We start from the raw sequence: 23350 nt of genomic DNA, 5'->3' as shown, positions 1-23350 counted from the left end.
TTTTTGTATGTAGAATATGGGTTCGTGAGTCTTGTATCACGTTTGAGAAGAAAACAGGGTAGGTAATGAAGAACATACGTCGTGAAGTTAACGATCTTATTAACCGTGGGATGGATAGCCATTTAAGGCTGGCGGTAACGGGCCTGTCCAGGGCAGGAAAGACCGCGTTTATCACTTCACTAGTCAATCAACTTGTCTATTCTTCCACTCATGACAACCTGCCATTGTTAAAAGTGTCTCAGGATAAAAGGCTCATTGGGGCGAAACGTGTACCACAAACAAACATGATGGTACCTCGATTCGCCTACGATGAGGCCATGGATTCGCTCAATGCAGAACCTCCGCACTGGCCAGAGCCCACACGAGATGTAAGTGAAATTCGACTCGCGATAAGGTATCGGCCGCAGAAAGGAGCGAAAAGCCTTCTAACAAAAACATCGACCCTTTATTTGGATATCATTGATTACCCAGGAGAGTGGTTGCTTGACCTTCCACTACTCGATCTGAGTTATGAAGAGTGGTCTGAAACACAGTTCGCCAGCATGACAGGCAAGCGAAAAGAGCTAGCTGAGAAATGGATTGAAGCGGCAAGTGACATTGATTTAATGGACGATGCCGATGAGAAAGCGATTCAATCTGTCGCTGAACTTTACACCCAGTACCTATACGACTGCAAAGAAGCAGGGTTTCACTGGGTGCAACCCGGTCGTTTTGTACTCCCTGGTGAACTGGCTGGAGCACCAGTGCTTCAGTTTTTTCCTCTATTGGAAAATAGTGATACAGAAAGCTTATCTAAGTCTGAGAAAACAAGCGCATATCGAATGTTGAAATCGCGCTATGAGGAATACCAAAAGAAAGTAGTTAAGGCGTTTTATAAAAACCATTTCTCTACTTTTGATCGACAAATTGTTTTGGTTGATTGCCTTCAGCCGCTGAATGTAGGCTATGAGTCATTTAGTGATATGAAATCCGCGCTAGAGCAGATAATGAAAAGCTTTCGTTATGGTAGAAGCTCAGTGATAAAGCGATTATTCGCCCCCAAAATAGATAAAGTGCTCTTTGCTGCTACCAAGGCAGATCATGTCACACCAGATCAACATCCAAATTTGGTCTCCTTGTTGCAACAACTGGTTCATCCATCATGGCAACATGCGGCATTTGAAGATATTGAAATGAACTGTATTAGCATGGCTTCTATTCAAGCAACGGTACCGGGTTTTGTATCGAGTGAGGGAGAGAATTCTCCAGCAATTCAGGGCAACATGCTAAACGGAAAAGCTATGACGCTTTATCCGGGAGAGGTGCCTAAAAAGTTACCGAGTGCAGATTACTGGGATAAAGCGGGTTTTGAGTTTTCAAGCTTCAGACCGATGCCCGGAGATCAGAGCCAGCCATGTAAGCACCTAAGATTAGATAAGGCTCTGGAGTACCTGATTGGAGATAAATTAAAATGAGTGAGTTTAAGTCAAAACAAGTATTCAATGATGCTCCGGAGATAAACGATTCCGACAACGAGCTAACCGCTCAGCTTCAATTTGAACAAGAAAAGAAGTTTGTTCCGGTTCACACTGAACTTTCTGAAGAGAAAGAAGCGGAAGCAGAGCAGCAGCTTGAAAAAATAATCAGGCCGAAAACCAAGAGCCGTTGGCTTTCCACTGGTCTTTTGACATCTTTCGCTGGGCTTCTTGGCTGGCAAGCGGTAGACACAGTTGTGACTGCGGTTCAAACGTCGGACTGGCTAACGGTTGGCTGGTCTGCACTAGCGGCTACGGTTGCTGGTTTAGGTGTTGGTGCAATCGGTAAAGAGCTCTGGAAGTTGAGAAAGCTCAGAAACCACTTCTCGGTACATGAGCAGAGTGAAGAGCTTTTAAAAAGTGACAGCGTTGGTAAAGGTAGAGCCTTTTGTGAGTCTCTGGCAAAGGAAGCAGAGATTGCGTCGGAGAATCCTCACTTGGATCGCTGGCGCAACAGTGTGAACAGCTCCCACAGCGATGCTGAAGTGCTGGAAATGTACGATGCCATGGTGATTCGCCAACAGGATATGGAAGCGAAAAAGCTGGTGGCTCGATTATCAACCGAGTCTGCGGTATTGGTTGCCGTTAGCCCATTAGCCATTGCTGATATTCTTTTGATTGCATGGGGAAACTTTAAGTTGGTTGACCAATTGGGTGAAATCTACGGTGTTGAACTCGGATATTGGTCTCGTCTCAAACTGTTCAAGCTCGTACTGGTTAACATGGCTGCAGCTGGAGCGACTGAACTTGCGACTGACGCAAGTATGGATCTACTCTCTATGGATCTGGCAGGTAAAGTGTCAACCAGAGTTGCACAAGGCTTTGGTGTCGGTATTCTCACCGCTCGATTAGGTATCAGAGCGATGGCTTTGCTTCGCCCAATTCCTTGGAAAAACGAGGATAGAGTGCGTCTGGGAGAGATACGAAAAGAGCTGATCTTCAAACTTAAAGACAAAATCTAATCAATTAGATGATTAGTTTGCGTTGGATACCTTGACGATGTGTAAGGCTTCATACAAACTTGTGTAAAATTTTCCTGACACCTCAAAGGAACCACTGTGCGTCTTGAAGTTTTATGTGAAGACAGATTAGGCCTTACCCGCGAACTACTCGATCTACTAGCATCGAGAAATATCGACCTTAGAGGGATTGAGATTGATGTTATTGGCATCATTTATCTCAACTGCCCTGAGCTGGATTTTGAAACATTCCGTGAACTCATGTCTCAGATCCGGAAGATCTCCGGTGTTACGGACGTTCGTAAAATTCAGTTTATGCCCAGTGAAAGGCATAATACTGAGCTGGTTTCTATTCTGAATAACCTGCCTGAACCTGTACTTTCTATTAGCCTGAAAGGACAAGTGGACAGAAGTAATCATGCCGCAGAAGCACTTTTCTCCAAGCAGAAAGGAGAGCTTAGTGGTGAGCAGGTTTCCAATCTTATCTCTACATTCAACTTCTCAAAGTGGTTGGAAGGGGATAAAACAAGGCATCGTGAAACAGTCATTATTGATGGGCTGGATTACGTTATGGATATCATGCCTGTTTACATTAAGGGAGAAGCGTCGACAGAGTCTGTATTGGCTAGTGCCTTGGTTACTCTAAGAGCAAGCGCAACGGTTAAGGGAGAAGTCGAGTTTTTGCCAGAGCACAATACCCTTGGCTTTGAGCATTTTGTTGGAATTTCCAATCGTCATAAGGCCTTAATTGCGCAAGCTAAAAAGCTGGCAATGATGGATCAACCTTTGTTGATAGAAGGAGAGACGGGAACCGGTAAAGAGATGCTTGCAAGAGCGTGCCACAATCGTTCAGACCGTTCTGAAATGCCTTTCCTCGTGTTGAGCTGTGCTTCTATGCCTGATGATGTTGCGGAGACGGAGCTCTTTGGTCATGCTGCGGGTGCTTTTAACCAAAACGAAGAGCACAAAGGCATCTTTGAACAAGCTGATGGCGGTACGGTTTTCCTTGATGAGATTGGGGAGATGAGTCCGCATCTGCAAATCAAACTACTGCGCTTCTTGCAGGACGGTACTTTCCGTCGGGTAGGGGAAGAGCATGAGATTCACGTCAATGTGCGAGTTATCGCTGCGACAAAACAAAATCTCGCCCAGTTAACCGAACAACAAGAATTTCGTGAAGACCTCTATTATCGACTGAACGTACTTACGCTTTCGATTCCATCGCTGAGAGAGCGTCCGAACGATGTCTCTGCTTTATTGGATCTATTTTCAACTAAGTATTGTCAACAGTTAGGTGTTGATAAACCAGAGTTTACAGAAGAGCTCATGGAAGGTTTATCCAGCTACCCATGGCCAGGTAATATCCGGGAACTCGATAACATGGTTCTTCGTGCTTTGACCCGAATGCTTGGCGACGAACTCACTATTGAGCACTTTCAGTTGCCTAAGGTTGAATCAGCGATTGCAAACTCGATTGGGGTAAACCTTGACGGTTCATTGGATGACATCATGAAAGAATATGAAGCTAAGATACTGGACAAGCTTTATCAATCTTTCCCATCCAGTCGAAAACTCGCGAAAAGGCTCGGTGTATCGCATACCTCTATCGCCAACAAGTTGCGTGATTATGACATCAGGAAGCAATAATGTGGCGTGATATCAAAGTGAGCCGTCTTAAGTTTGAGTTGGACGGAGTTGTTGTTCGTTTGGCTGAAAAGGATGATGCTAAACGAATCAGTGAGTATTTTAGGAACAATCGAGATCACCTTTGTCCCTGGGAGCCATACAGGGAAGAAGACTTTTATACCGAGTATGGCTGGGCAAAGAAACTCGTGAAGCTATGCGAGCTTCATCTGATGGGACTGGGATTTTATTGTCTGATCATCGATAAAGAGACTGACAAAATGCTCGGGACCATATCGTTTAGTAACATTACCCGTTTTCCTCTTCACAACTGCTTTGTGGGATATTCATTGGATGAGCATGCACAAGGCCGGGGAATCATGCGTAAGTCGCTAAAGAAAGCATGCGAGTGGGTTTTTGCTACTCAGAATATGCATAGAATTACCGCTAGCTATATGCCCTCGAATCTCAAAAGTGCAGCCGTATTAGAATCTGTTGGCTTTCACGAAGAAGGGTTTGCGAAGGATTACCTGCTCATTAATGGAAAGTGGGAAGATCACAAAATAACGGCTCTGATTAATAAAAATTGGCAAGAGAAAAGATAGATGAATTCTAGGTTGATGAAACAACTGGAACTGTTGATGGAGTTGGATAAGCTCAAGTCTGTGCTTCGCAGAACCAGAGTAAAAGATGCCGACAAACGGTTGGAAAACAGTGCAGAACACAGTTGGCATGTGGCATTGATGGCAATCTTGCTTGAAGAACATGCCAATGAACCCGTTGATATAACTAAAGTCGTTAAGATGCTTTTACTGCATGATATTGTTGAAATTGATGCAGGCGATACTTTTGTTTACGATGCAGTAGCATCACAGGAGCAAGAAGAGAAAGAGCTTGCTGCAGCTGAACGTTTGTTTGGTATGCTGCCTGACGATCAAGCTGATGATTTAAAAGCTATATGGCTTGAGTTTGAACAGGCTGAAAGCCCGGAAGCCAAATTTGCGAAAGCACTGGATAGGCTCATTCCTATTTTGATGAACTACAATAACGATGGTCAAAGTTGGGTAGAGCACGGCATTGCCAAACAACAGGTAATTAATATTAATGGACGCATTGTAGATGGTTCGCAAGCTCTGTGGTCTGTTGCCAGTGAAGTGATTGATAACGCAGTAGAAAAAGGCTGGCTTAAGCCATAGCAGGAAACCGGATAAGTGTAGATGAGTTATATAGACATTACTGAATACAATCGAAAGTGGATTTTCACCCACTCCTCAATGCCTGTTTCTGAAGAAGATTTACAAGCGATAAAACCTATGTCTCAGGCTCGGTCTGCCCAGTTTTGGAAGCAGAACATCAGTGCAATGAGTCCGGATGCAGACAGGTTCTCGAGAGAGGACTGGCCCTCAAAGAAAGGTAACTGGGTGACAGAAGCGGATTGGTCTGTTGAATGGGAATCTGATGACGAGATGATGCCACAAGAGGTTTTGGATCATATCGATTGGCAGGACGATGTAACCGTATTTTTCTGTTACGAGAAATACAACATTGTCGAAACCAAATGGTCAGTCTTCAAACGCTGCTGGAAAAACTTTTTGTTTTACGATGATGGCCCTATTCTTATCGGCCGCAGACGCAAAGAAGCGCTATGGTTTAATTCGAAAGGTAAGGTTAGTATCGGGAAAAGAGATTAGCTTTAGAAATAGAAAAGGACACCAATTAAGGTGTCCTTTTTGTCAGTGTACTGTTTATTTTGCTATTCGTGAATGAGTAGCAGACCATTAGGTAACGCGTCACCGTAAGCTCTCTTAGTATCAGAGCTATCGAGTTCTTTCACTTCCTGTACCAGAGTCACCCATGAAGCCGGAACCTTGCTAGAACCAAGTTTTTCAATGACTTGCTTGCGTAATTCATCAGACACGTCAAATAATCGATCGCCGGTTCTACGGCACATCATTACGGCTGCAAAGCCAACGATGGGCTCTTTGTTCCAGTTCTGTTCTAGCAGTTGTGGTAACCAGTGCTCAACTTGTTCTCTTGGAATAACCGAGTGTTGGCTACCGTACATAAGTGAACGAGAAGCCAATCGACCTAAAGCCCACCAGTGAGCCTGAGCATGCTGTGCTTGAGAAGTCGCTTTATTCAGGAACCAGGTTGAAAGAAGCACCTTATCCTCAACATCAAGATTTTCTAATGAGGCCGCTAGTCTTACCATCGCCTCATAACCTTTCTCCTGAGACTCTTTAGCAACTTTAGCGTTGCGTAAAGACCCCGGATGCAGATACTTAGCGATATCGGCAAGGATAGTTTCCTGCTGCTCTTGTGTAAGGCCTCCAGAGACTCTGCGCCAGAACACCCACCAGTCACTCCAACCCTGATGATTTTGGTACTGAATATTTTGCTGATAGACGTTCCAGACCTGTTCCATACGCCAGTTATCCGTTGGGTCACCAAATCCTGGGCGGAGTGTATAGCCAGCCAATCTTAACCAGTTTTTTTCATGTTGCTCGGAGCGTCTTCTGCGCTTACGTCCACGGGCAAAGGCATCAAAAAGCTGTCGTGAGGTTTGGAAATCCCACTCGTCACGCTTACCTAGCTTGCGTTCCAGCTCTTTAACTAATGTTTTGATCGTTTTTGAGTCTGCGGATTTCTTATTTCCACTGTAAACAGAGCTTATGAGAGATAACGATTGTTCCAACTGAGGAGAAATAGGATCGTCTTCCTCAAACTGCTCACCTTTCTTACGAATTTCGAACTCAACGTTCCATCTCTGAGAGTCGTCATCAACACTAACGCAGTCGAGTTCTAGTGTGCCTACTTCGGTCAGTTTGCAAGCCAGTTGCACATTCACACGTTGTTTTTGGTTGGCGTGCAGTTCGCCTTCGCTTTCCACCAGACTACCCAGAGTTGTGATATAAGGTGGAAGCGGTGTGAAAACATCCGCATCTACTTTCGTGAGTAGGCCGTTCTGCGGTTTTTTGTTGTCGCTCAATCGATCGTGGGTTGAAGTAAGTAGATTAAAGCGAACCGGCTCATCCAGTGTTAGCGCGAACTTTCTTCCTGTTAAGCGAACTTCCTGTCCTTCTTCCGTTCCTTTCGCAAGCAAACAAACTGCGCTGCCTAATCCTTTTTTCTCAGGGAGTTGAAGGAAGTAGGAGCGGGCTGCACCACCGCCAATTTTTAACTGAGCGCCTCTTCGTGCTTTGCCATAAGCGACTGCACCAAAAGCAACAGAGAGATCTGGGTGGGGGTTGTCTAGTAGGGTAACTTCTTCTCCCCGCCAGTTTTCTAATAACTGCTTGATTCTAGACGTGACAAGGTCACTGTTAAAAACACCACCGTTTAAGAGTAGTCCTTTAGGAACACGATTCTTATCTGTGTCAGTATTCTGGTGGAATGATAAAAACTCAGCGATGTGTTTTGAAACAGCAGGATCTGAAACGTATGGCAAACCAAACTCAACAACAGCGCTTCGCTTTTTATCGGGAAATTGGTCGAGATTTGTTATGGGGAAGAATCCATCCAGTGCAATACCGTGAACTTCTTCTTTGGAAAGCGGTATGCTTTTGGACCCACCGATTAATCGTGAACCACTGCCAAGCATGGTAATTTTTACATCACCAATATCTGTGTTGGAAAGCAGTTGTTCCTTCGCCTTCCGTGTTTGTTGAATTAACTTGGAAAGGGCAGAAGCATTAAGCTTCTTCGAGCTCGAAAAGCGCTGCTCGGCAAGGTGCGCGAGTGCCAGGTCGAGGTTATCACCACCCAGCATCAAGTGTTCACCGACACCGACACGGTTTAGAGAAAGTTCATCCTCATTTAATTTCGCTTCAATCAAACTAAGGTCGGTTGTACCACCACCCACATCACAAACCAAAATGGAGGATACGTCTTGAAGCTCTTGCTTTGCAGTATCAGAGTGGCGTGCATACCAGTCATAACAAACAGCCTGTGGTTCTTCCAGCAAAGACACATCGTTTAATCCAGCAAGCTTCGCAGCCTCAAGTGTAAGCTTCCGAGCACTCTCATCAAATGAGGCAGGCACCGTAATAACGATATCCTGATTTTCCAGCACATTGATCGGGTTGTGGTGGTTCCAGGATTGTCTTACATGATTCAGATAGCTAGCCGTGGCTATTACCGGTGATACCTTATCGACATCATGTCCTGACACCCAAGGCAAAATATCAGATTCGCGGTCTACTGCCTGATGAGACAACCAACTTTTTGCACTAGAGACCTGTCGGCCTTCAATCTTGGCTCCAAGCTCTCTAGCCCATTCGCCAATAACTGAGTTTTTGATATCACCTTCTACAGTGGTGTTTTCCCACGGTAGAACAAGGTCATTCTCACCCAGTTGATTGACAGCCGGGTGAAAACGGAAAGAAGGGAGCAGAGGTTTACGGACAACTTCACCGGGACCGATTAGCTGGTCAATTTCAAAAATATTGACCGGTGCGGTCTTCAGTTCTTCCCCTAGCTCACAGTAGGCGACGACAATATTTGTCGTGCCTAGGTCAATGCCGACTAGGTAGCGCGATGCGATCATGCGCTTTCTCGTACATCAAATTCGACGTGCCACTTCTGTCCATTATCAGAAGCAACCGCTTCAAGATAAAGGGTACCAAGCTCTGTGACTCGTGAGGCTAGTGTAACTGGTACAATTTCACCAACTTTTCGGCCATCTGTCGCATCGAGTGTTACTTGAATTTCGGGTAACTCTTCAAGCTCTTCCGGCTTCCAGTAATCAAGGTGAGTACCTGCCAAATCTTCTCGACGTACAGTAGAACCATAAAACTGGAACTGTACAGGTTGGCCAATAACCAAACCAAATTCGCGATCCTGAACTTGTTCTGAAGAGCCTTCTTCCATTCCAAATGGTGCAACGCATATTGCTTCCATTGGAGGAGCCATACCAGGGATAGCAGGCATAGAGCTTTCGATACCGACATAGTAACTGCTTGCGATACCACCGCGAATACGTACCCCTTTGCCTTGACGAACAGAGCCGTAGTAAGAGGCACCGTTTGCAACTGCAAGATCAAGATCGAAACCGCTTAGTTTCTTCGCTTCATTACCACCAGTTTGAGTAATCCAGCTATTAATTACCGATGTCAGGCGTTCTTCAAGCAGTGTGGATTTCAAAACACCCCCGTTGAATAGTATTGCCGTCGGTTTTATAAATTCTGGCTGAGCTTGTTCGCCGAACATACCAGAAAACACATCCTGAGTGGAGTTAGATTGCTTACACAAGAAGCCAGCAATATGACGAGTGATACCAGCGTCCTGAGCGTATGGAAGACCCATTTGAGTCAGAGCGCTACGGGTGTTCTGTACCGGGTGTTCCTGTATCTGAACCTGAGGGAAGAAGCCATCAACGAGAGTTTGCTCAACTTCTTGCTTAGTCAGTTCAGTTTTCAGTGTTGCACCGAGTAGTTTTGAACCACGGCTTGGTACCACAATTGGTACTGAGTGCGTATCTGGATCGTCTAATAACTTCTCTTTTGCATCACGACATGCTTGTGTGATTGCCTGAATTTGCCATGGTTGCAGGTCTTTGCCTTCTTGCGCCATCTTCATTTTCAGACGGTAGGCAAGTGCAAGGTCCATATTGTCACCACCGAGAAGAATATGTTCACCAACCGCAACACGGTTTAGGTTCAGGTTACCTTCTTCTTCAGTGACTGCGACAAGTGAAAGGTCGGTAGTACCACCACCGATATCCACGACAAGTACGACATCGCCCACTTCAACCTGACTGCGCCACTCTTCGTGGCTATTGTTGATCCAGCTATAAAGTGCAGCCTGTGGCTCTTCAAGCAGTGTTAGGTGATGAAGACCAACGTTGCGTGCGGCTTCAGCAGTAAGATCGCGAGCCGCCGGGTCAAACGATGCAGGTACAGTAATGGTAATTTCCTGATCTTCCAGTCGGTGTTCAGGGTTCTTGTGATTCCATGCCTCTTTCAGGTGCTCCAGATAAAGTTCTGTTGCACGTAAAGGCGACACTTTTTCAATTTCGTCTGGGCTCCCAAACGGAAGGAATGCTTCATGTCGGTTAACTCCGCCATGGCACAACCAAGATTTTGCACTTGAGACCAAGCGAAGTGGTGTTTTTCCACCCAGATTTCTTGCGATCGCACCGACAAGTGCGTTTGGTGTCTCTGTCCACGGCAGTGTGCGTGAACCTGAGCCCATTTCATGCTCATGAGGTTGATAAAGGAATGATCCCAGCTGTGAGCGCTCTTCAACCTGTCCGGGAGCGGTGAGTTGAGGGACCGCAAAAGTCTGCACTTTCGCTTCTTCCTGGTGTAATTCTGTATAAGACAATACGCAGTGTGTTGTGCCTAAATCGATACCGACACTGTATTTTGCGTTGTGTAAATCCATTAAAGCTCTACCTCTGCTGGAGCAATAATTGAAGGGTCAAAACTCTCCGATACTTTCGGTAGCTTGATCTCTTCTGCTTTCCAGCCTTTGTGAATTAGTGTGCCATTGAACGGCGCCTGGCCGGTCACGTTGCCTGTAAGGCGTACAGATTGTGGGTCAAAGCCTTCTTCAATCTGGATACGGGATTCTTCGTCTTCTGTTCGGATATTGGAAAGTGTTACGTAATCAGTAAGGATCTTTTGACCGCCACTGTGAATGACACGAGCAGCAGCACCAACTTCTTCATCTGAGAAGTCAGTAAGATCTTCTTTTAGGAAATCAATTAAGCGAGATTCTTGCTGCATAATAGCAAGCAACTGCATCGCAGAGTCTGTTGATGCCGTTTTTAGCTTGGTTTCTACTTCAACCACCTTTTCCACGACTTTTTCTATTTCTACAATTTTTTCTACTTCAACTTCGACTATTTTTTCAACCGGCTTTTCCACTTCAACAATTTTCTCTACCGGTACTTCGACCTCTTTTTCGACAATTTTTGCCTTTTTGAAAAGAGAAATCAGCAGAAATAAAACTGCAGCACCGCCAAGAGCAGCGTGATACATATCTAACGTTGTAGGAATAAGGTTCAAATCAAAGTTCATAAATTGCTCTCTTTGGTAAAATTTTAAGCAAGCATCGGCTAGCTTTTGAATCTGATGACTTGTATGGGTTTAAGAATTGGGATTATTGGTATGAATTTCAAGTATTTTAAGGCCTATTGTACCTGAAGTTTAACTGTTGAGAACGTATTTTAAATTTCTCTGAAAATTTGCATTGTCATTTTAGTCCTATAAAATTCGCGATTCTGATTTTCTATTTAAGGGTTGGCATGAACTATAACCGGGTTGTTTGCTTCGATTTGGAGATGTGTTGCTGGAATGTAGACGGCAAAGGCACGACAGGAGAAATCATCGAAGTAGGGTTGGCTGAAATTGATCTCGCAAAGGGTGAGATAGTTAAGCGTGCTCAGTATTACGTAAAACCCGAAAAAGATCAGGTGTCACTTTTTTGTGCAGAGCTGACAGGCATTACGCCTAAGAAAATTGAAAAACAGGGTCGTCCGCTACAAGACGTGATTAAGTCGATAGTAAAAAACTTTGGTGGTCCAAATAAAATTTTTGCCTCTTGGGGCCGGGATGATTTGATTCTGTCTGAGGAATGCAAAGACAAAGGCATAGAGATGCCTTTCAATGAGTTTCTTAATTTGGCAACTCTGTATCGAATTCAAAATCGGTTGAAAGATAAACGTATCGGACATCGTGCTGCCCAGGAACAGAAGGGCATTGAGTGGGAGGGCCGCCAACACTCTGGTTATGTTGATGCCTACAATTTGGCTAAACTGGCTCTGACGATGCTTTAACTGGTAAATGTTACTCAGCCAGCTAGTAATATTTCGGATAAACTTAGAGGAACGTTTTCACTATCATTTTTACCATCAGATAACATCAATTGTCAGGGGTAAGATTATGAATAGTGTTTATAAGATTGAGACCTCAAGTGCCTCTTCCGCTACCATGGTTTACCGTTTTATTCAGAGCCACGGTGGCGAATGCCTACGCCGCGGTAGTGCGGTGATTACCGACTACACATTTAACCGTGGCTATCCGCCCTCTTTGATTTCTCATATATCGCTGATAAGCGATCAACTAACGGGTAATGATTATCAAAGATGGGCGCTAAGATGATTTGTGTGCGTCCAAATGATGTTATTTATCGACCACAGATAACTTCGCGCGAATAAATTCGCTGTGATCAACGTACAGGAGCTCTGCTACTTTACGGATAACGGCATCTTCCATCGGGTCGATTACGCCGTCTGCATTCGCAACTTCCCACATGGCTTTTACCAGCTCATATCGTTTGTCTTGCTCTAGCTCTCTTAAGTGAGAGGTGAAGTCGTAAAGTGATGCGGATTGCTTAACTTTATCTTCCGCCTCGGCGAGCAAGGCCGTTGCTTCAATTTCACTAATGCCTGTAAGATGTTGAACAAGTTTTCGTTTGGCTATGTTTTCTGAAACATCGACCTCATAATCGGCTTTTGACACTTCACACAAAAGTGCAGCAATCGCCAGGTTAGGGTTGTTCAGTTCACTGCCTGACAGGTCATTTCCGTCTAAAACCTGTTTAAACAGGTTAGCTATAGATTGAATCATAGGACTTCTCGGTTACATCTTGTTCATCAATACATTGTAGCCAATGACACAATTTACAAGCTAATCATTACAAAAATTTACGTTCGCAAACTTTGTTTACGAGTTTGGCCGTCATGGATATAGGATCAATAAGCCGATGTTTGAGATAGATATGGTGACTTTGCTTGCAATGGGTATTTTCCTGCTTGGAAGCTTTGTACAAAGTGCCATAGGGTTTGGTTTGGCGATTGTCGCTGCACCGCTTCTTTATCCAATGGCGCCAGAGTATGTTCCTGGCCCTATATGTGTGGCTGGCTTTGTTGTGTCGGTGATGAATGCACTGAAATATCGACAGGATATATCTGTGGGAGGGTTAAAGGTTGCGATTCTCTGGCGGATCCCCGGCTCCATTGCGGGAGGTCTTCTGCTCAGTATTGTTTCAGCTAAGTTTCTTTCTCTCTGGCTTGGTGCTTTGGTGCTTATCGCTTTAGGTATTTCATTGTTACCTTTTAGGCTCGAACCTACGTCTAACCGTATGGCAATAGCGGGTTTAATGTCTGGTTTAATGGGAACCAGTTCAGGTATTGGTGGCCCTCCAATGGCGTTGTTGTTGCAGCACCAGGAAGCAAATTCGTTACGCGGAAACTTATCGGCCTTCTTCCTGTTCAGTTCTATCTTGTCTATTGTTGTGCTGGTGGTGATGGGGCATTTCACCATGCATCATCTGTATATAAGCTTGCCGCTAATTCCAGCTGTGTGGCTTGGGTACCGGTTAGCCAGGCTGTGTGTTAACCGGATACCAAAAGAGTGGATTCGAATTTTCGCTTTGGGACTCTGTTTTATCAGTGGTAGCAGTGCGATCGTTCAGGGGCTTTTCTAGTTCGTCCAGCTTTCTGGGTCTTCCAGAATTTCGACGACTTCAGAACTGCTCTTTTCATGACTCATAACAAACAACCGCAAGAATATCTCGGCTTTGGTTTTAGGGTCATGAGAGGCTTCCATTAATACTTCTATCTTATCTCTGAGCATATCAATCTCGTGCTCTACAAAGCCTCTTGCCTCTTCGTCTCCGGCATTTTCGTCTGGTGCATTGTCAAAGTTAAGATGAACCATTTCACCATCATAGGACACATCAAGTAATCGTTCGGGAAGCCACTCTTCTCCAGTCACTACGTCTGGATCTTTGTTTTCAGGAAGCATTTCGAGAAAGGCTTTAAGTTCGGATGTTTTCACTGTGTACTTACTTTAAAAAAATATTGTCCTATTTTATCGGTAGTTAACCTTAAAGATTAAGTATTTATTATTGAAAACGCGCGATTGGACTATGAATTCTGGGCATTTAAAGTTCCTATGATACAATCGCCGCAATTTTTAAAGAGAGCATAGGTAAAGCTTTGACTAAGTCACAGCAAGGCTCAAAGAACGAGCCACAGGCAGCAAATACGCCTTCAAAATTGCGTAAAGCACTTAACGAGTGCATGATTCGCGATCGTTTTCGATTCCAGAAACGCATTCATGGTGCAAGTAAAATAAAGAACGCAGAGTCAAGAAATGCCGTTTTTGATGACATCGCGTTGGATATCGCGAAGTCTATGATGGTAGTGCAAGAGCGCAGCCAGCAAGTACCAACAATTGAATATCCAGAAATCTTACCTGTCAGCCAAAAGCGCGACGATATTGCTAAAGCCATTGAAGAAAACCAGGTTGTTATCGTTGCGGGTGAAACGGGTTCAGGTAAAACCACACAGCTTCCTAAGATTTGTACAGAACTAGGACGTGGAAAATTTGGTTTGATTGGTCATACTCAGCCAAGAAGGTTGGCAGCACGTTCTGTAGCGAATCGTATTGCTGAAGAGATGAAGACCAAACTCGGTGAGTTTGTCGGTTATAAAGTTCGTTTTAACGACCAGATTTCGGATAATACTCAAATCAAACTGATGACCGACGGTATCTTACTGGCAGAGATTCAGCACGACAGATACCTAAATCAATATGACACTATTATTATCGATGAAGCGCATGAGCGTTCACTGAACATCGATTTCATTTTGGGATATCTGAAAGAGCTGTTGCCAAGAAGACCGGATCTCAAGGTTATTATCACGTCCGCGACGATTGACCCGGAACGATTTTCTAAACACTTCAACAATGCGCCTATTATTGAGGTATCAGGCAGAACTTACCCGGTGGAAACCCGCTACCGCCCATTAAGCAGTGATGACGCAGATGATCGCGATATGCTTGAAGGGATTTTTGAGGCGGTAGACGAGCTTTGTGAAGAAGGCTTAGGCGACATCCTGATCTTTATGAATGGTGAGCGAGAGATCAGAGATACGGCTGATGCACTTGGTAAACGAAATCTTCGTGATACTGAAATAGTTCCACTATATGCAAGATTGTCTGCGGGTGAACAAAATAAAATCTTCCAACCACATGCAGGTAGACGTATTGTTTTGGCAACCAACGTTGCTGAGACCTCGTTAACTGTTCCTGGTATCAAGTACGTTATCGACCCTGGTACAGCGCGTATTAGTCGTTATAGTTACCGAACTAAGGTTCAGCGCCTTCCAATTGAGCCCGTTTCTCAGGCAAGTGCAAATCAGCGTAAAGGTCGATGTGGTCGAGTGGAAGAGGGCATCTGTATTCGTCTTTACTCCGAAGATGATTTCCTCTCTCGCCCTGAGTTTACTGACCCGGAAATTCTGAGAACCAACTTAGCATCGGTTATCTTGCAGATGACAGCGCTTGGTCTTGGCGATATTCAGGCATTCCCGTTTGTTGAAGCGCCTGACAAGCGAAATATTCAAGATGGCGTTCGTCTTCTGGAAGAACTGGGTGCTATCAATGATAAAGCGAAAGACCCTAAAAAACGCCTTACAGGAATTGGCCGCAAGCTTTCACGCCTGCCTATCGACCCAAGACTGGCAAGGATGGTGATTGAAGCACCGAAAAATGGATGTTTGAAAGAGGTCATGATAATCGCTTCTGCGTTGTCAATTCAGGACCCGAGAGAAAGACCTTCGGATAAGCAGCAATCATCAGATGATAAGCATCGTCGATTCTTCCATGAGGAGTCAGATTTCCTGACGTTTGTAAACTTGTGGAATTACATTCAGAAGCAGCAAAAGGCACTGTCAGGCAACCAGTTCCGTAAACAGTGTAAGCAGGACTATCTGAACTATCTGCGTATTCGTGAATGGCAGGATGTTTACTTCCAGATTCATCAGGTTATGCGAGAGTTAGATACTAAGCTCAATGACGAACCCGGTAGTTATCAGGGCGTTCATAGTTCTTTGCTCGTTGGTCTGCTTTCCCATATCGGTATGAAAGACCAGGAGAAGAATGAGTATCAGGGCGCCCGAAATGCGCGTTTTCAGATCTTCCCGGCGTCTGGTCTATTCAAGAAGCAACCTAAATGGGTGATCGCTGCGGAACTAGTGGAAACGTCCAAGCTATGGGGACGCATTGTTGCCAAGATTCAGCCTGAGTGGATTGAGCCATTGGCATCTCATCTTATTAAGCGAAGTTACAGTGAACCGCACTGGTCTAAAAAGCGTGCTGCGGTAATGGCGTACGAAAAGGTGACCATTTATGGCATTCCGGTTGTCCCTAAGCGTCTGACTAACTATGGAGCGATAGATTCCGTCATCAGCCGTGAGATCTTTATTCGTAGCGCAATGGTTGAAGGCGAGTGGGAAACCAAGCATCACTTCTTTAAACAGAACCAGAAGCTATTGCGTGAAGTTGAAGAGCTGGAGCATAAATCTCGTCGTCGTGACATTCTTGTTGATGACGATGATCTGTTTGATTTTTATGATCAGCGCGTCGACACAGAAGTGGTTTCCGGACGTCACTTTGATACTTGGTGGAAGAAGGCTTCTAAAGATAACAAAGAGTTACTCAATTTCGAAAAAGAGATGCTGTTTAAAGGGGACGCAAGCCATGTTACAGAGCTTGATTACCCTAACTTTTGGCATCAGAGTGGTTTGAAACTTAAACTGAGTTACCAGTTTGAGCCGGGTGATGACAATGATGGTGTCACTGTTCATATTCCGTTGCCAATTCTTAATCAGATAGAGCCAGCAGGCTTTGACTGGCAGATCCCTGGTTTGCGTCAAGAGTTGATTGTGTCTCTGATTAAATCGTTACCGAAACCAATACGGCGTAATTTTGTTCCAGCCCCAAACTATGCAGATGCATTTTTGGCTCGTGCTACTGCAATGGAAGCACCATTACTGGACTCTTTAGAGAAAGAGCTTCGAAGAATGTCGGGAGTAGAAGTACTGAGAGAAGACTGGAAACTGGAGCAGGTTCCCGAGCATCTTAAAGTGACCTTCAGAGCTGTCGATCATCGAAATCGTAAGCTTAAGGAAAACAAAGATCTTTATGAGCTGAAAGAGAGCTTAAAGGACAAGGTTCAACAAACGTTGTCGCAAGTGGCGGATGATGATATTGAACAGAAAGATCTGCACACATGGAGCTTCGGTGAGCTTCCTAGAGTGTACAAGCAGAAACGTGGCGGCTTTGATGTTAAAGCCTATCCTGCGATTGTTGATGGCAAAGATAGTGTTGAGATTAAGCTATTTGAAACGGAACAAGAGCAAGTATCAGCGATGAAGGCTGGTCAGCGCAGGCTAGTGCTTCTTAATGTTCCTTCTCCAATAAAGTATTTGCATTCGAATTTGCCGAACAAATCGAAACTTGGGCTCTATTTCAACCCATATGGGAAAGTTCTTGATTTGATTGACGACTGCATTGCATGTGGTGTTGATAAGCTTATTGAAGAAAAGGGTGGTATCGTCTGGCAGTCAGAAGAATTTGAAAAGCTGAAAGAGCATGTAAGGGCAGAGCTTGGAGACACGGTTGTCGATATTGCTAAGCAGGTTGAAACTATTTTGACTACTGCATTTAGCATCAACAAAAAGCTCAAAGGAAAGGTTGATTTTACAATGGCTTTCGCTCTTTCTGACATTCAGGCTCAGATAAAAAGTCTAATATTTAAAGGGTTTGCGACTGAGTGTGGCTGGAAAAAGCTTCCTGACATACTCAGATACATGAAAGCAATTGAGCGCAGAATGGAGAAATTGCCGATTGATCCAAATAAAGATCGATTGCACATGTTAAAAATTGAAGCAATCACTAAAGATTACAAAGAACTTCTTAATAAGATTCCAAAGGGTGTTGAAATACCGGAGGCAATACGAGAAGTTCGTTGGATGATTGAAGAGCTGCGAGTGAGCTACTTTGCTCAGCAACTCGGCACACCCTATCCGGTTTCAGATAAGCGAATAAAAAATGCAATGGATGCATTGTAGGCGCGAATATTGCATAATTAAAAACAACTTATACATTTGGGGGCAAAGTGGTAACGCATTGCCTCCCTTATACGACAAAGAAGGTAAGGTATGAAAAAGACACTCTTAGCACTGGCGCTTGTAGGTATGGCAAATACAGCCGCAGCGGACTCACTACTTTATGGTGGTGCTATGTTTGGTCAGTCAGACATGGGTGGTGATTCTTCAACCGCAGCAAGTGTCCATGTTGGTACTGGTATTCTGCCGTTTATTGGCCTGGAAGCGGGTTATACTGATCATGGTTCATTCCAGTTAACTCCGGGTATTGATACCGACGTTACTTCAACGTTTTTTGCCGTTCGTCCTAGCATCGATTTGGGACCTCTACACATTTATGCTCGTGGCGGTCTGCATAAATGGGATCTGGAGCGTGGAGCAATCAATAAAGATGGTACAGACATCATGTACGGCATAGGTGCAGAATACTTCTTATTTGGTCCTCTGGCTGTAGGTGCCGGCTACAATGTTTATGAAATCGATGGTGAAGACAACATCGAACAATTTAGCGTTTCAGCTACTTTCCACTTCTTATAAGAATACTAAGCCGGCTTTCATGCCGGCTTTTTTACACTTCACATAATCTTTTTCGCTCTAACATTTGTTACTTCTGTATTCTGAAGTACAGCACTCATTTGAATAAACTTGATTTATATTACGACAAAGTGTTCTATCCTTTGCATATAATAGCTAACATTAACGATTAGAAATTACTAATAAACTTTAGCTCTTAGCTTAAGGAATACAACGCTAGTGGGAATGTTAAATAAAGTGCGCAAATTGGCATTATTGACTTGTCTTTCTTCAGCATTAATAAATGGAAGTCATGCTGCTGATGTCACGACATTGGATTTATATACGGAAGAGTTTCCTGCGCTACAGGTTCAGGTTGATGGCGAGTATAAAGGGTATGTTATTGATTTCCTAAAACTACTTGTCGAAGATGCGTCTAAAAGTGAACCTATGTCGGTAGGTGAAATCAATTTTGTTCCCTGGAAACGAGCAATAAGTGCATCTTTAAATAAAGAAAACGTACTGTTTTTTTCTATCTCAAGAACACCTTCAAGGGAGCCTCAATATCACTGGATAGGTGAAGTATCACCCTATGATGTGATTTTATATAAACACCAAAGTGGACCAAACATAAAACCAGAAACATTAGAAGATATAAAAGAATTTAGGTTTGGTGCTCAGGCTGGTGGAGCATTTGAAGATTACCTTATCGAAAATGATGTTAAAGATATTTTGTCGGTTACTTATGGGCGAAGAGCCATCAAGCTATTAAAAGCGAATAGGGTAGATTATGCTCCCTTAGTAGCATCGAGCTTTTATTACCGAATGGAGCAATACGGAGAGAATCCGGAAGAGTATCAACCTGTACTTCGAGTCGATGCCCTATCAAAGTATTTATGGGTTGTTGCAAGTAAGAAAACATCACAAAAAGTGGTTGATGCGCTGATCAACTCCTATCAAAAACTTAGAAACAATGGTGAGTTAGAGCGGCTGATTGAAGAGTATCATCCAAAAAGTGACGTAATGCGTCGCTATCGGGAAATTAAGAGGCAAGAACTGCAGTCCCAGAGCCAGCAATAAACTAGATCATTTGATGATATAAAAGAAAGGAGCCAACAAAACGTTGGCTCCTTTTCGTTTTTTACTGCGCTCAACTTCGATTGCTTCTCAGTAATTTTGTTCAGCAATTTTATTCAGTAATGAGATCAGCAATTTGATCCTTGGTTCAATAGACTCAAGTAATAAATATTCAGCTTCACTATGGAATCCAGCGCCAGCAGGACCAAGGCCGTCCAATGTCGGTGCCCCGATAAACGCAGTAAAGTTAGCATCCGAGCCGCCACCAACCTCTTGCCACGTGATTGGGATATTTAACTCTTGCCCTGCCTCCTCAACCATAGCCATGAGTACTTTGGTTTTGTCAGTTGGTACCATAGATGGCTTGTATGCCGTTCTTTCAATCGAGATGGTAACGCCATCAATGAACGGTGTTGAAGTGAGAGTATTTAACTGAGTATCTACCTGATCATACTCAGCATTCTCCCAAAATCGAACGTCAAGAATAGCCTCTGCAGAATCCGGTACTACGTTAGCGACAGCCCCTCCAGCGACAACGCCAACATTGAGCGTCGTACCCGTATCAAAGCTATTCATATTGTTGATAGCAAGGATCCAGTTTGCCATTTCAGTAATGGCGCTTCGACCGCTTTGTGGATCGTTACCTGCGTGGGCTGCGACACCCGAAAACTTAAGGGTGTATTGAGCCAGACCTTTTCGTGCTTTAACAAGGCTACCATCTGCACGTGCGGCTTCAGCAACCAGTACATGCTTGGCTTTTTTCGCCACTGATTCAATCCAGTCAACAGAGTAGTGCGAACCCGTTTCTTCATCAGGGTTCATACATACACAGATAGAAAGTTTATCCAAAGCCTCTTGGTCTGCGTTTCGAAGGGCATAAACAACATTAAGCAGGCCGGATTTCATGTCAGACACACCTGGACCATATGCTTTTTCGTTGTCGAAAGTCATCGGGCGTTCTGCTGCCGTACCTTTAGGAAATACGGTATCCAAATGACCCACAAACATTACGTCGATATCGTTTGTGTCAGGTTTGTTTCTTACCTCAAGGCCAACACCTGCGGCACCGCAATCAACTCGTTGTACGTTCCAGCCACGCATGTTGTTATATAGCGACTCAAAGTAATCTGCTACTGCCTTATTTCCATCTAGAGTAAAGGTGCCACAGTCTACATCGATGACAGGACGAAGCTCATCCAGATATGTATTAAGAGAAAAGTTCATGTCCAATTCCTACACTAAAATATTCATAATAAACATCGCACCACAAGCGTTTAGGATGGAGATGATAACCATCGCTGGAATGTAACGTGATTCAGTTCCAATAGGACCGAGAATTCGTCCCATATACTGGATTTGAGAACCCATCAGGTAGATGGCTGGAGCGAGAATTGCGATATGGTCACCATTGAGCAGGCCTTGGTCGAACAGTGTAATAACGACACCGATAGCACCACCCATAGACATCCATGAACTAACAAGAACGGTTGCCGCTTCACCAGGCAGGCCGAAAATCCCCATAACTGGCTCACAAGCAGCACCGATCATAGCTAACATCCCTGTTATTTTTAAACCGTGAATAAGTACGAATGCCATTAGGACATTTGGAACCGTTGATGATGTCGCGATAGCCCAGCCTTTTTTGGCACCTTCAACAAAAATATCCGTAACCATTGGTTTCTTAGCTTTAGCCTGATTCATTATGCGATACCTTTTTCAGCTTTCTGAGCGTTGTCTTTCTGTTTTTTTGCTTTGCCCTCGGTGACATTGAGGTAAACACGGAATAGGTTTGCACCAATGATTTTAAATGCGAACATGATTACAACTGCCAGACCAATAGGTGAGTGAACGGCAAGTTCTCCATTGTGATCGGTCAGTGTGAATAGAACGGCACCCGATGAGAAAAAGTTCACTATCATCGCACCACCAGTGAACTGGAACATAGTGAACACGTCTGTCTCTCTTTTTGTAAGCTGACCTTCATCTTTTAATTGTCTGGTCATTGCGCCACCGGCATCGGCACTTTGAAGGGAAGCTATTAGTGCTAAGCCTGTTGTTCCCGGAACACCCATTAGTGGTCTAAGTAGTGGTGTAAGGAGCTTACGAGCTGCATCTAACGCGCCATAATGTTCGAGAACGTTAATCATGCCCAAGGCAAACATGACTGTTGGAATCAGAGTAAGAGCGAAAATAAAACCATCGCGTGCACCCGTACCACCTTTACCACGGAAGCTTGTCGTTGCGGCTTCTACGCCATCAGCGGTCTCGTTTACTGAATGAACAACGTTACCAAAAGAGCCATTTAGTGTCGTAAAGTCAAATACACCATACCACTCAGTAGATTTCATAAAGCCCGAGAAAAAAACAATAGCGAAAGCTAAAGCAAGGTAACTACCAATAGTTACCTTGCGTTCCGCTGGTTGATTAGACATACATCCTCACTTGTGTTGTGTTGCAAATAAACGGCGGGATACTGGACGGGTTAAGGTGAATTTAAATTGATCTAAGTCAATTCGATTGATTTAATGTGATGTCAATCACATTTGGTGGTTAATACTGAGATCTGAGTCCAATTTAAAAAATAAGGCTATGTTATCTACCTTTGGTTGTGATTTTTGGAGTAAATGATAGGTTTGTTGGACAACGCTAGTGTTAGCCTAGTGAAGGCAAGTAAATGAGGTGAAAATCAAGAACGATCATATATTAACTGTGTCTAATGGACTTAACTTCTCACGTGGAATTGTAAACAAGTTAAACTTTGAACTCTTTAGCTGGTTTCTGTAAATCAGAATAGAGTACAAACTTATCTTTATTGGTGTTTTTCGCGAAATAGAGTGCCTTGTCAGCTCTTTTTAGAACGTGCTTTATCTCGTCATCAGAGTTTTGTATTTCTGTTACGCCAATACTGATGGTCGTATTAAGCGGTGGAGACGTATCTTCGAAGCAGGTGTTTCTTACTTCTGTGCAGATCCTATCTGCGACATGAGAAGCTTCTTTCTCATCTGTGTGGGGTAGAATGATGGAAAACTCTTCACCACCCAATCTGCCAATAATATCTATGTCTCTAACATGGTCGATAAGAATATATGCCACTCCCCGAATGACTTGATCACCTACATGGTGCCCGTATACGTCATTGACGCTCTTAAAGTTATCGATATCTAACATCAAAAGAGAGGCTTGTTCCCCAAAGCGGTTCATTGAACTAAGAGCACGCTCAGCAGAATCTAAAAAAGAACGCCTATTCATTACACCAGTCAGGTCATCTATAGTTGCATGACGCTTTAACTTTCGTTTTAGCTCTTCTGAATCGGTAATATTTCGGACAACCCAGATAACGGCATTTTTATTTTTGTATTCTTCAGGAAGCGGATGGACACGGCTCTCATACCATTGAGTTGTAGTCGGCCTTATACCATCTGGCAGAGGAGGGAAGTTCTCAGGATCAAAGTGATAGATAAACTGTTGTGTAGACTGAGTTTCTATGGTTTTCAGAACCACCTTTTGAAACTTTGATGAAGTTGCTGTTGGAAACAAATCATTAAAAGACATGCCCAGAACTTTACTTGATGAGTACACGACATTCGTATCTGACCCACCAAATACATCTAAAAATACGCCTTCAGAAGAAATCACAAACACTCTGTCAGGTATTGCGCTGAGGAGTGCAGAGAAGTTTTTATCTGACTTTGAAGTTGTGTTTATCATAATCGACGACCTTGCCAGCTACTATTTAAGATTAGTTCTCGCTTGGCTAGTTG

The 23350-nt window shown here is 43.9% G+C and carries 21 protein-coding genes; 12 read left to right on the top strand and 9 right to left on the bottom strand.

Annotated elements, in window-relative coordinates; all coding sequences use genetic code 11:
• Positions 1–65 precede the first annotated feature (65 nt).
• From SNR28_RS18715 to SNR28_RS18690, 6 genes are all read left to right on the top strand, one after another.
• A complete protein-coding gene (locus SNR28_RS18715) occupies positions 66–1454 on the top strand; it encodes a YcjX family protein (RefSeq protein ID WP_375750060.1) in 1389 nt (462 codons plus the stop codon).
• Positions 1451–2476, top strand: coding sequence for a YcjF family protein (locus tag SNR28_RS18710; RefSeq protein WP_375750059.1), 1026 nt, complete (start codon positions 1451–1453; stop codon positions 2474–2476). The genes SNR28_RS18715 and SNR28_RS18710 overlap by 4 nt, the downstream gene beginning before the upstream one ends.
• Positions 2477–2572: 96 nt before the next feature.
• Entirely contained in the window at positions 2573–4120 is a 1548-nt protein-coding gene (gene tyrR / locus SNR28_RS18705; protein WP_375750058.1) for a transcriptional regulator TyrR, read from the top strand.
• Positions 4120–4701, top strand: a complete 582-nt coding sequence (gene rimJ, locus SNR28_RS18700) for a ribosomal protein S5-alanine N-acetyltransferase (protein ID WP_375750057.1) — start codon at positions 4120–4122, stop codon at positions 4699–4701. The genes tyrR and rimJ overlap by 1 nt, the downstream gene beginning before the upstream one ends.
• The gene (locus SNR28_RS18695; RefSeq protein ID WP_375750056.1) at positions 4702–5292 is read left to right on the top strand and encodes an HD domain-containing protein; all 591 of its coding nucleotides are present in this window, start codon (positions 4702–4704) and stop codon (positions 5290–5292) included.
• A gap of 21 nt (positions 5293–5313) precedes the next feature.
• Entirely contained in the window at positions 5314–5787 is a 474-nt protein-coding gene (locus tag SNR28_RS18690; protein ID WP_375750055.1) for a DUF2947 domain-containing protein, read from the top strand.
• Positions 5788–5849: 62 nt separating this feature from the next.
• On the opposite strand, the gene SNR28_RS18685 is transcribed toward SNR28_RS18690, so the two are convergent.
• Genes SNR28_RS18685 through SNR28_RS18675 form a run of 3 tightly spaced genes read right to left on the bottom strand, consistent with a single transcriptional unit; the run spans position 5850 to position 11118 of the window.
• Positions 5850–8642, bottom strand: coding sequence for an Hsp70 family protein (locus tag SNR28_RS18685; protein ID WP_375750054.1), 2793 nt, complete (start codon positions 8640–8642; stop codon positions 5850–5852).
• Positions 8639–10480 (bottom strand): Hsp70 family protein, encoded by a 1842-nt coding sequence (locus SNR28_RS18680; RefSeq protein ID WP_375750053.1) that lies wholly within the window; start codon positions 10478–10480, stop codon positions 8639–8641. Before SNR28_RS18680 ends, SNR28_RS18685 begins: the two co-directional genes overlap by 4 nt.
• Entirely contained in the window at positions 10480–11118 is a 639-nt protein-coding gene (locus SNR28_RS18675; RefSeq protein ID WP_375750052.1) for a DUF2760 domain-containing protein, read from the bottom strand. Before SNR28_RS18675 ends, SNR28_RS18680 begins: the two co-directional genes overlap by 1 nt.
• Positions 11119–11345: 227 nt before the next feature.
• Here SNR28_RS18675 and SNR28_RS18670 point away from each other — a divergent pair, with 227 nt between their 5' ends.
• Positions 11346–11876, top strand: coding sequence for an exonuclease domain-containing protein (locus SNR28_RS18670; protein WP_375750051.1), 531 nt, complete (start codon positions 11346–11348; stop codon positions 11874–11876).
• Between the two features lie 106 nt (positions 11877–11982).
• The gene (locus tag SNR28_RS18665; RefSeq protein WP_375750050.1) at positions 11983–12201 is read left to right on the top strand and encodes a hypothetical protein; all 219 of its coding nucleotides are present in this window, start codon (positions 11983–11985) and stop codon (positions 12199–12201) included.
• A 21-nt stretch (positions 12202–12222) separates the two neighbouring features.
• Here SNR28_RS18665 and SNR28_RS18660 read toward each other — a convergent pair whose 3' ends face one another.
• Positions 12223–12669, bottom strand: a complete 447-nt coding sequence (locus SNR28_RS18660; RefSeq protein ID WP_375750049.1) for a TerB family tellurite resistance protein — start codon at positions 12667–12669, stop codon at positions 12223–12225.
• Between the two features lie 136 nt (positions 12670–12805).
• Between SNR28_RS18660 and SNR28_RS18655 the strand changes: the two genes are divergently transcribed.
• Positions 12806–13528: a sulfite exporter TauE/SafE family protein gene (locus tag SNR28_RS18655; protein ID WP_375750048.1), complete on the top strand. Its 723-nt coding sequence runs from the start codon at positions 12806–12808 to the stop codon at positions 13526–13528.
• On the opposite strand, the gene SNR28_RS18650 is transcribed toward SNR28_RS18655, so the two are convergent.
• Positions 13525–13881 carry a hypothetical protein gene (locus tag SNR28_RS18650; RefSeq protein WP_375750047.1) on the bottom strand — a complete coding sequence of 119 codons (357 nt, stop codon included), beginning with the start codon at positions 13879–13881 and terminating at the stop codon, positions 13525–13527. The genes SNR28_RS18655 and SNR28_RS18650 overlap by 4 nt on opposite strands.
• Before the next feature lie 161 nt (positions 13882–14042).
• Between SNR28_RS18650 and hrpA the strand changes: the two genes are divergently transcribed.
• From hrpA to SNR28_RS18635, 3 genes are all read left to right on the top strand, one after another.
• A complete protein-coding gene (gene hrpA, locus SNR28_RS18645; protein WP_375750046.1) occupies positions 14043–17963 on the top strand; it encodes an ATP-dependent RNA helicase HrpA in 3921 nt (1306 codons plus the stop codon).
• A gap of 90 nt (positions 17964–18053) precedes the next feature.
• Entirely contained in the window at positions 18054–18536 is a 483-nt protein-coding gene (locus SNR28_RS18640) for an outer membrane beta-barrel protein (protein WP_375750045.1), read from the top strand.
• A gap of 243 nt (positions 18537–18779) precedes the next feature.
• Complete coding sequence (locus SNR28_RS18635) at positions 18780–19592, top strand: substrate-binding periplasmic protein (RefSeq protein WP_375750044.1); 813 nt, start codon at positions 18780–18782, stop codon at positions 19590–19592.
• 87 nt (positions 19593–19679) lie between these two features.
• On the opposite strand, the gene SNR28_RS18630 is transcribed toward SNR28_RS18635, so the two are convergent.
• The 4 genes from SNR28_RS18630 to SNR28_RS18615 form a co-directional block, all read right to left on the bottom strand.
• On the bottom strand, positions 19680–20813 hold the full coding sequence (locus tag SNR28_RS18630) for a M20 family metallopeptidase (protein ID WP_375750043.1): 1134 nt from the start codon (positions 20811–20813) through the stop codon (positions 19680–19682).
• A 9-nt stretch (positions 20814–20822) separates the two neighbouring features.
• Entirely contained in the window at positions 20823–21290 is a 468-nt protein-coding gene (locus tag SNR28_RS18625; protein WP_375750042.1) for a YjiG family protein, read from the bottom strand.
• Positions 21290–22021 (bottom strand): nucleoside recognition domain-containing protein, encoded by a 732-nt coding sequence (locus SNR28_RS18620; protein WP_375750041.1) that lies wholly within the window; start codon positions 22019–22021, stop codon positions 21290–21292. The genes SNR28_RS18625 and SNR28_RS18620 overlap by 1 nt, the downstream gene beginning before the upstream one ends.
• A gap of 319 nt (positions 22022–22340) precedes the next feature.
• Entirely contained in the window at positions 22341–23297 is a 957-nt protein-coding gene (locus SNR28_RS18615; protein WP_375750040.1) for a diguanylate cyclase, read from the bottom strand.
• Positions 23298–23350: the final 53 nt, after the last annotated feature.

It is taken from the genome of Vibrio iocasae (assembly GCF_042245395.1).
GTDB lineage: Bacteria > Pseudomonadota > Gammaproteobacteria > Enterobacterales > Vibrionaceae > Vibrio > Vibrio iocasae.
The sequence above is the reverse complement of the archived record's forward strand: the minus strand, read 5'-3'. Positions and strand labels throughout refer to the sequence as shown.

Coding starts and splice junctions, on each gene's coding strand:
- SNR28_RS18690 (WP_375750055.1), top strand. CDS start 5,314: ATGAGTTATATAGACATTACTGAATACAATCGAAAGTGGATTTTCACC.
- SNR28_RS18685 (WP_375750054.1), bottom strand. CDS start 8,642: ATGATCGCATCGCGCTACCTAGTCGGCATTGACCTAGGCACGACAAAT.
- SNR28_RS18710 (WP_375750059.1), top strand. CDS start 1,451: ATGAGTGAGTTTAAGTCAAAACAAGTATTCAATGATGCTCCGGAGATA.
- SNR28_RS18615 (WP_375750040.1), bottom strand. CDS start 23,297: ATGATAAACACAACTTCAAAGTCAGATAAAAACTTCTCTGCACTCCTC.
- SNR28_RS18630 (WP_375750043.1), bottom strand. CDS start 20,813: ATGAACTTTTCTCTTAATACATATCTGGATGAGCTTCGTCCTGTCATC.
- SNR28_RS18660 (WP_375750049.1), bottom strand. CDS start 12,669: ATGATTCAATCTATAGCTAACCTGTTTAAACAGGTTTTAGACGGAAAT.
- SNR28_RS18715 (WP_375750060.1), top strand. CDS start 66: ATGAAGAACATACGTCGTGAAGTTAACGATCTTATTAACCGTGGGATG.
- SNR28_RS18695 (WP_375750056.1), top strand. CDS start 4,702: ATGAATTCTAGGTTGATGAAACAACTGGAACTGTTGATGGAGTTGGAT.
- SNR28_RS18680 (WP_375750053.1), bottom strand. CDS start 10,480: ATGGATTTACACAACGCAAAATACAGTGTCGGTATCGATTTAGGCACA.
- SNR28_RS18670 (WP_375750051.1), top strand. CDS start 11,346: ATGAACTATAACCGGGTTGTTTGCTTCGATTTGGAGATGTGTTGCTGG.
- SNR28_RS18640 (WP_375750045.1), top strand. CDS start 18,054: ATGAAAAAGACACTCTTAGCACTGGCGCTTGTAGGTATGGCAAATACA.
- SNR28_RS18665 (WP_375750050.1), top strand. CDS start 11,983: ATGAATAGTGTTTATAAGATTGAGACCTCAAGTGCCTCTTCCGCTACC.
- SNR28_RS18655 (WP_375750048.1), top strand. CDS start 12,806: ATGTTTGAGATAGATATGGTGACTTTGCTTGCAATGGGTATTTTCCTG.
- SNR28_RS18675 (WP_375750052.1), bottom strand. CDS start 11,118: ATGAACTTTGATTTGAACCTTATTCCTACAACGTTAGATATGTATCAC.
- rimJ (WP_375750057.1), top strand. CDS start 4,120: ATGTGGCGTGATATCAAAGTGAGCCGTCTTAAGTTTGAGTTGGACGGA.
- SNR28_RS18625 (WP_375750042.1), bottom strand. CDS start 21,290: ATGAATCAGGCTAAAGCTAAGAAACCAATGGTTACGGATATTTTTGTT.
- SNR28_RS18620 (WP_375750041.1), bottom strand. CDS start 22,021: ATGTCTAATCAACCAGCGGAACGCAAGGTAACTATTGGTAGTTACCTT.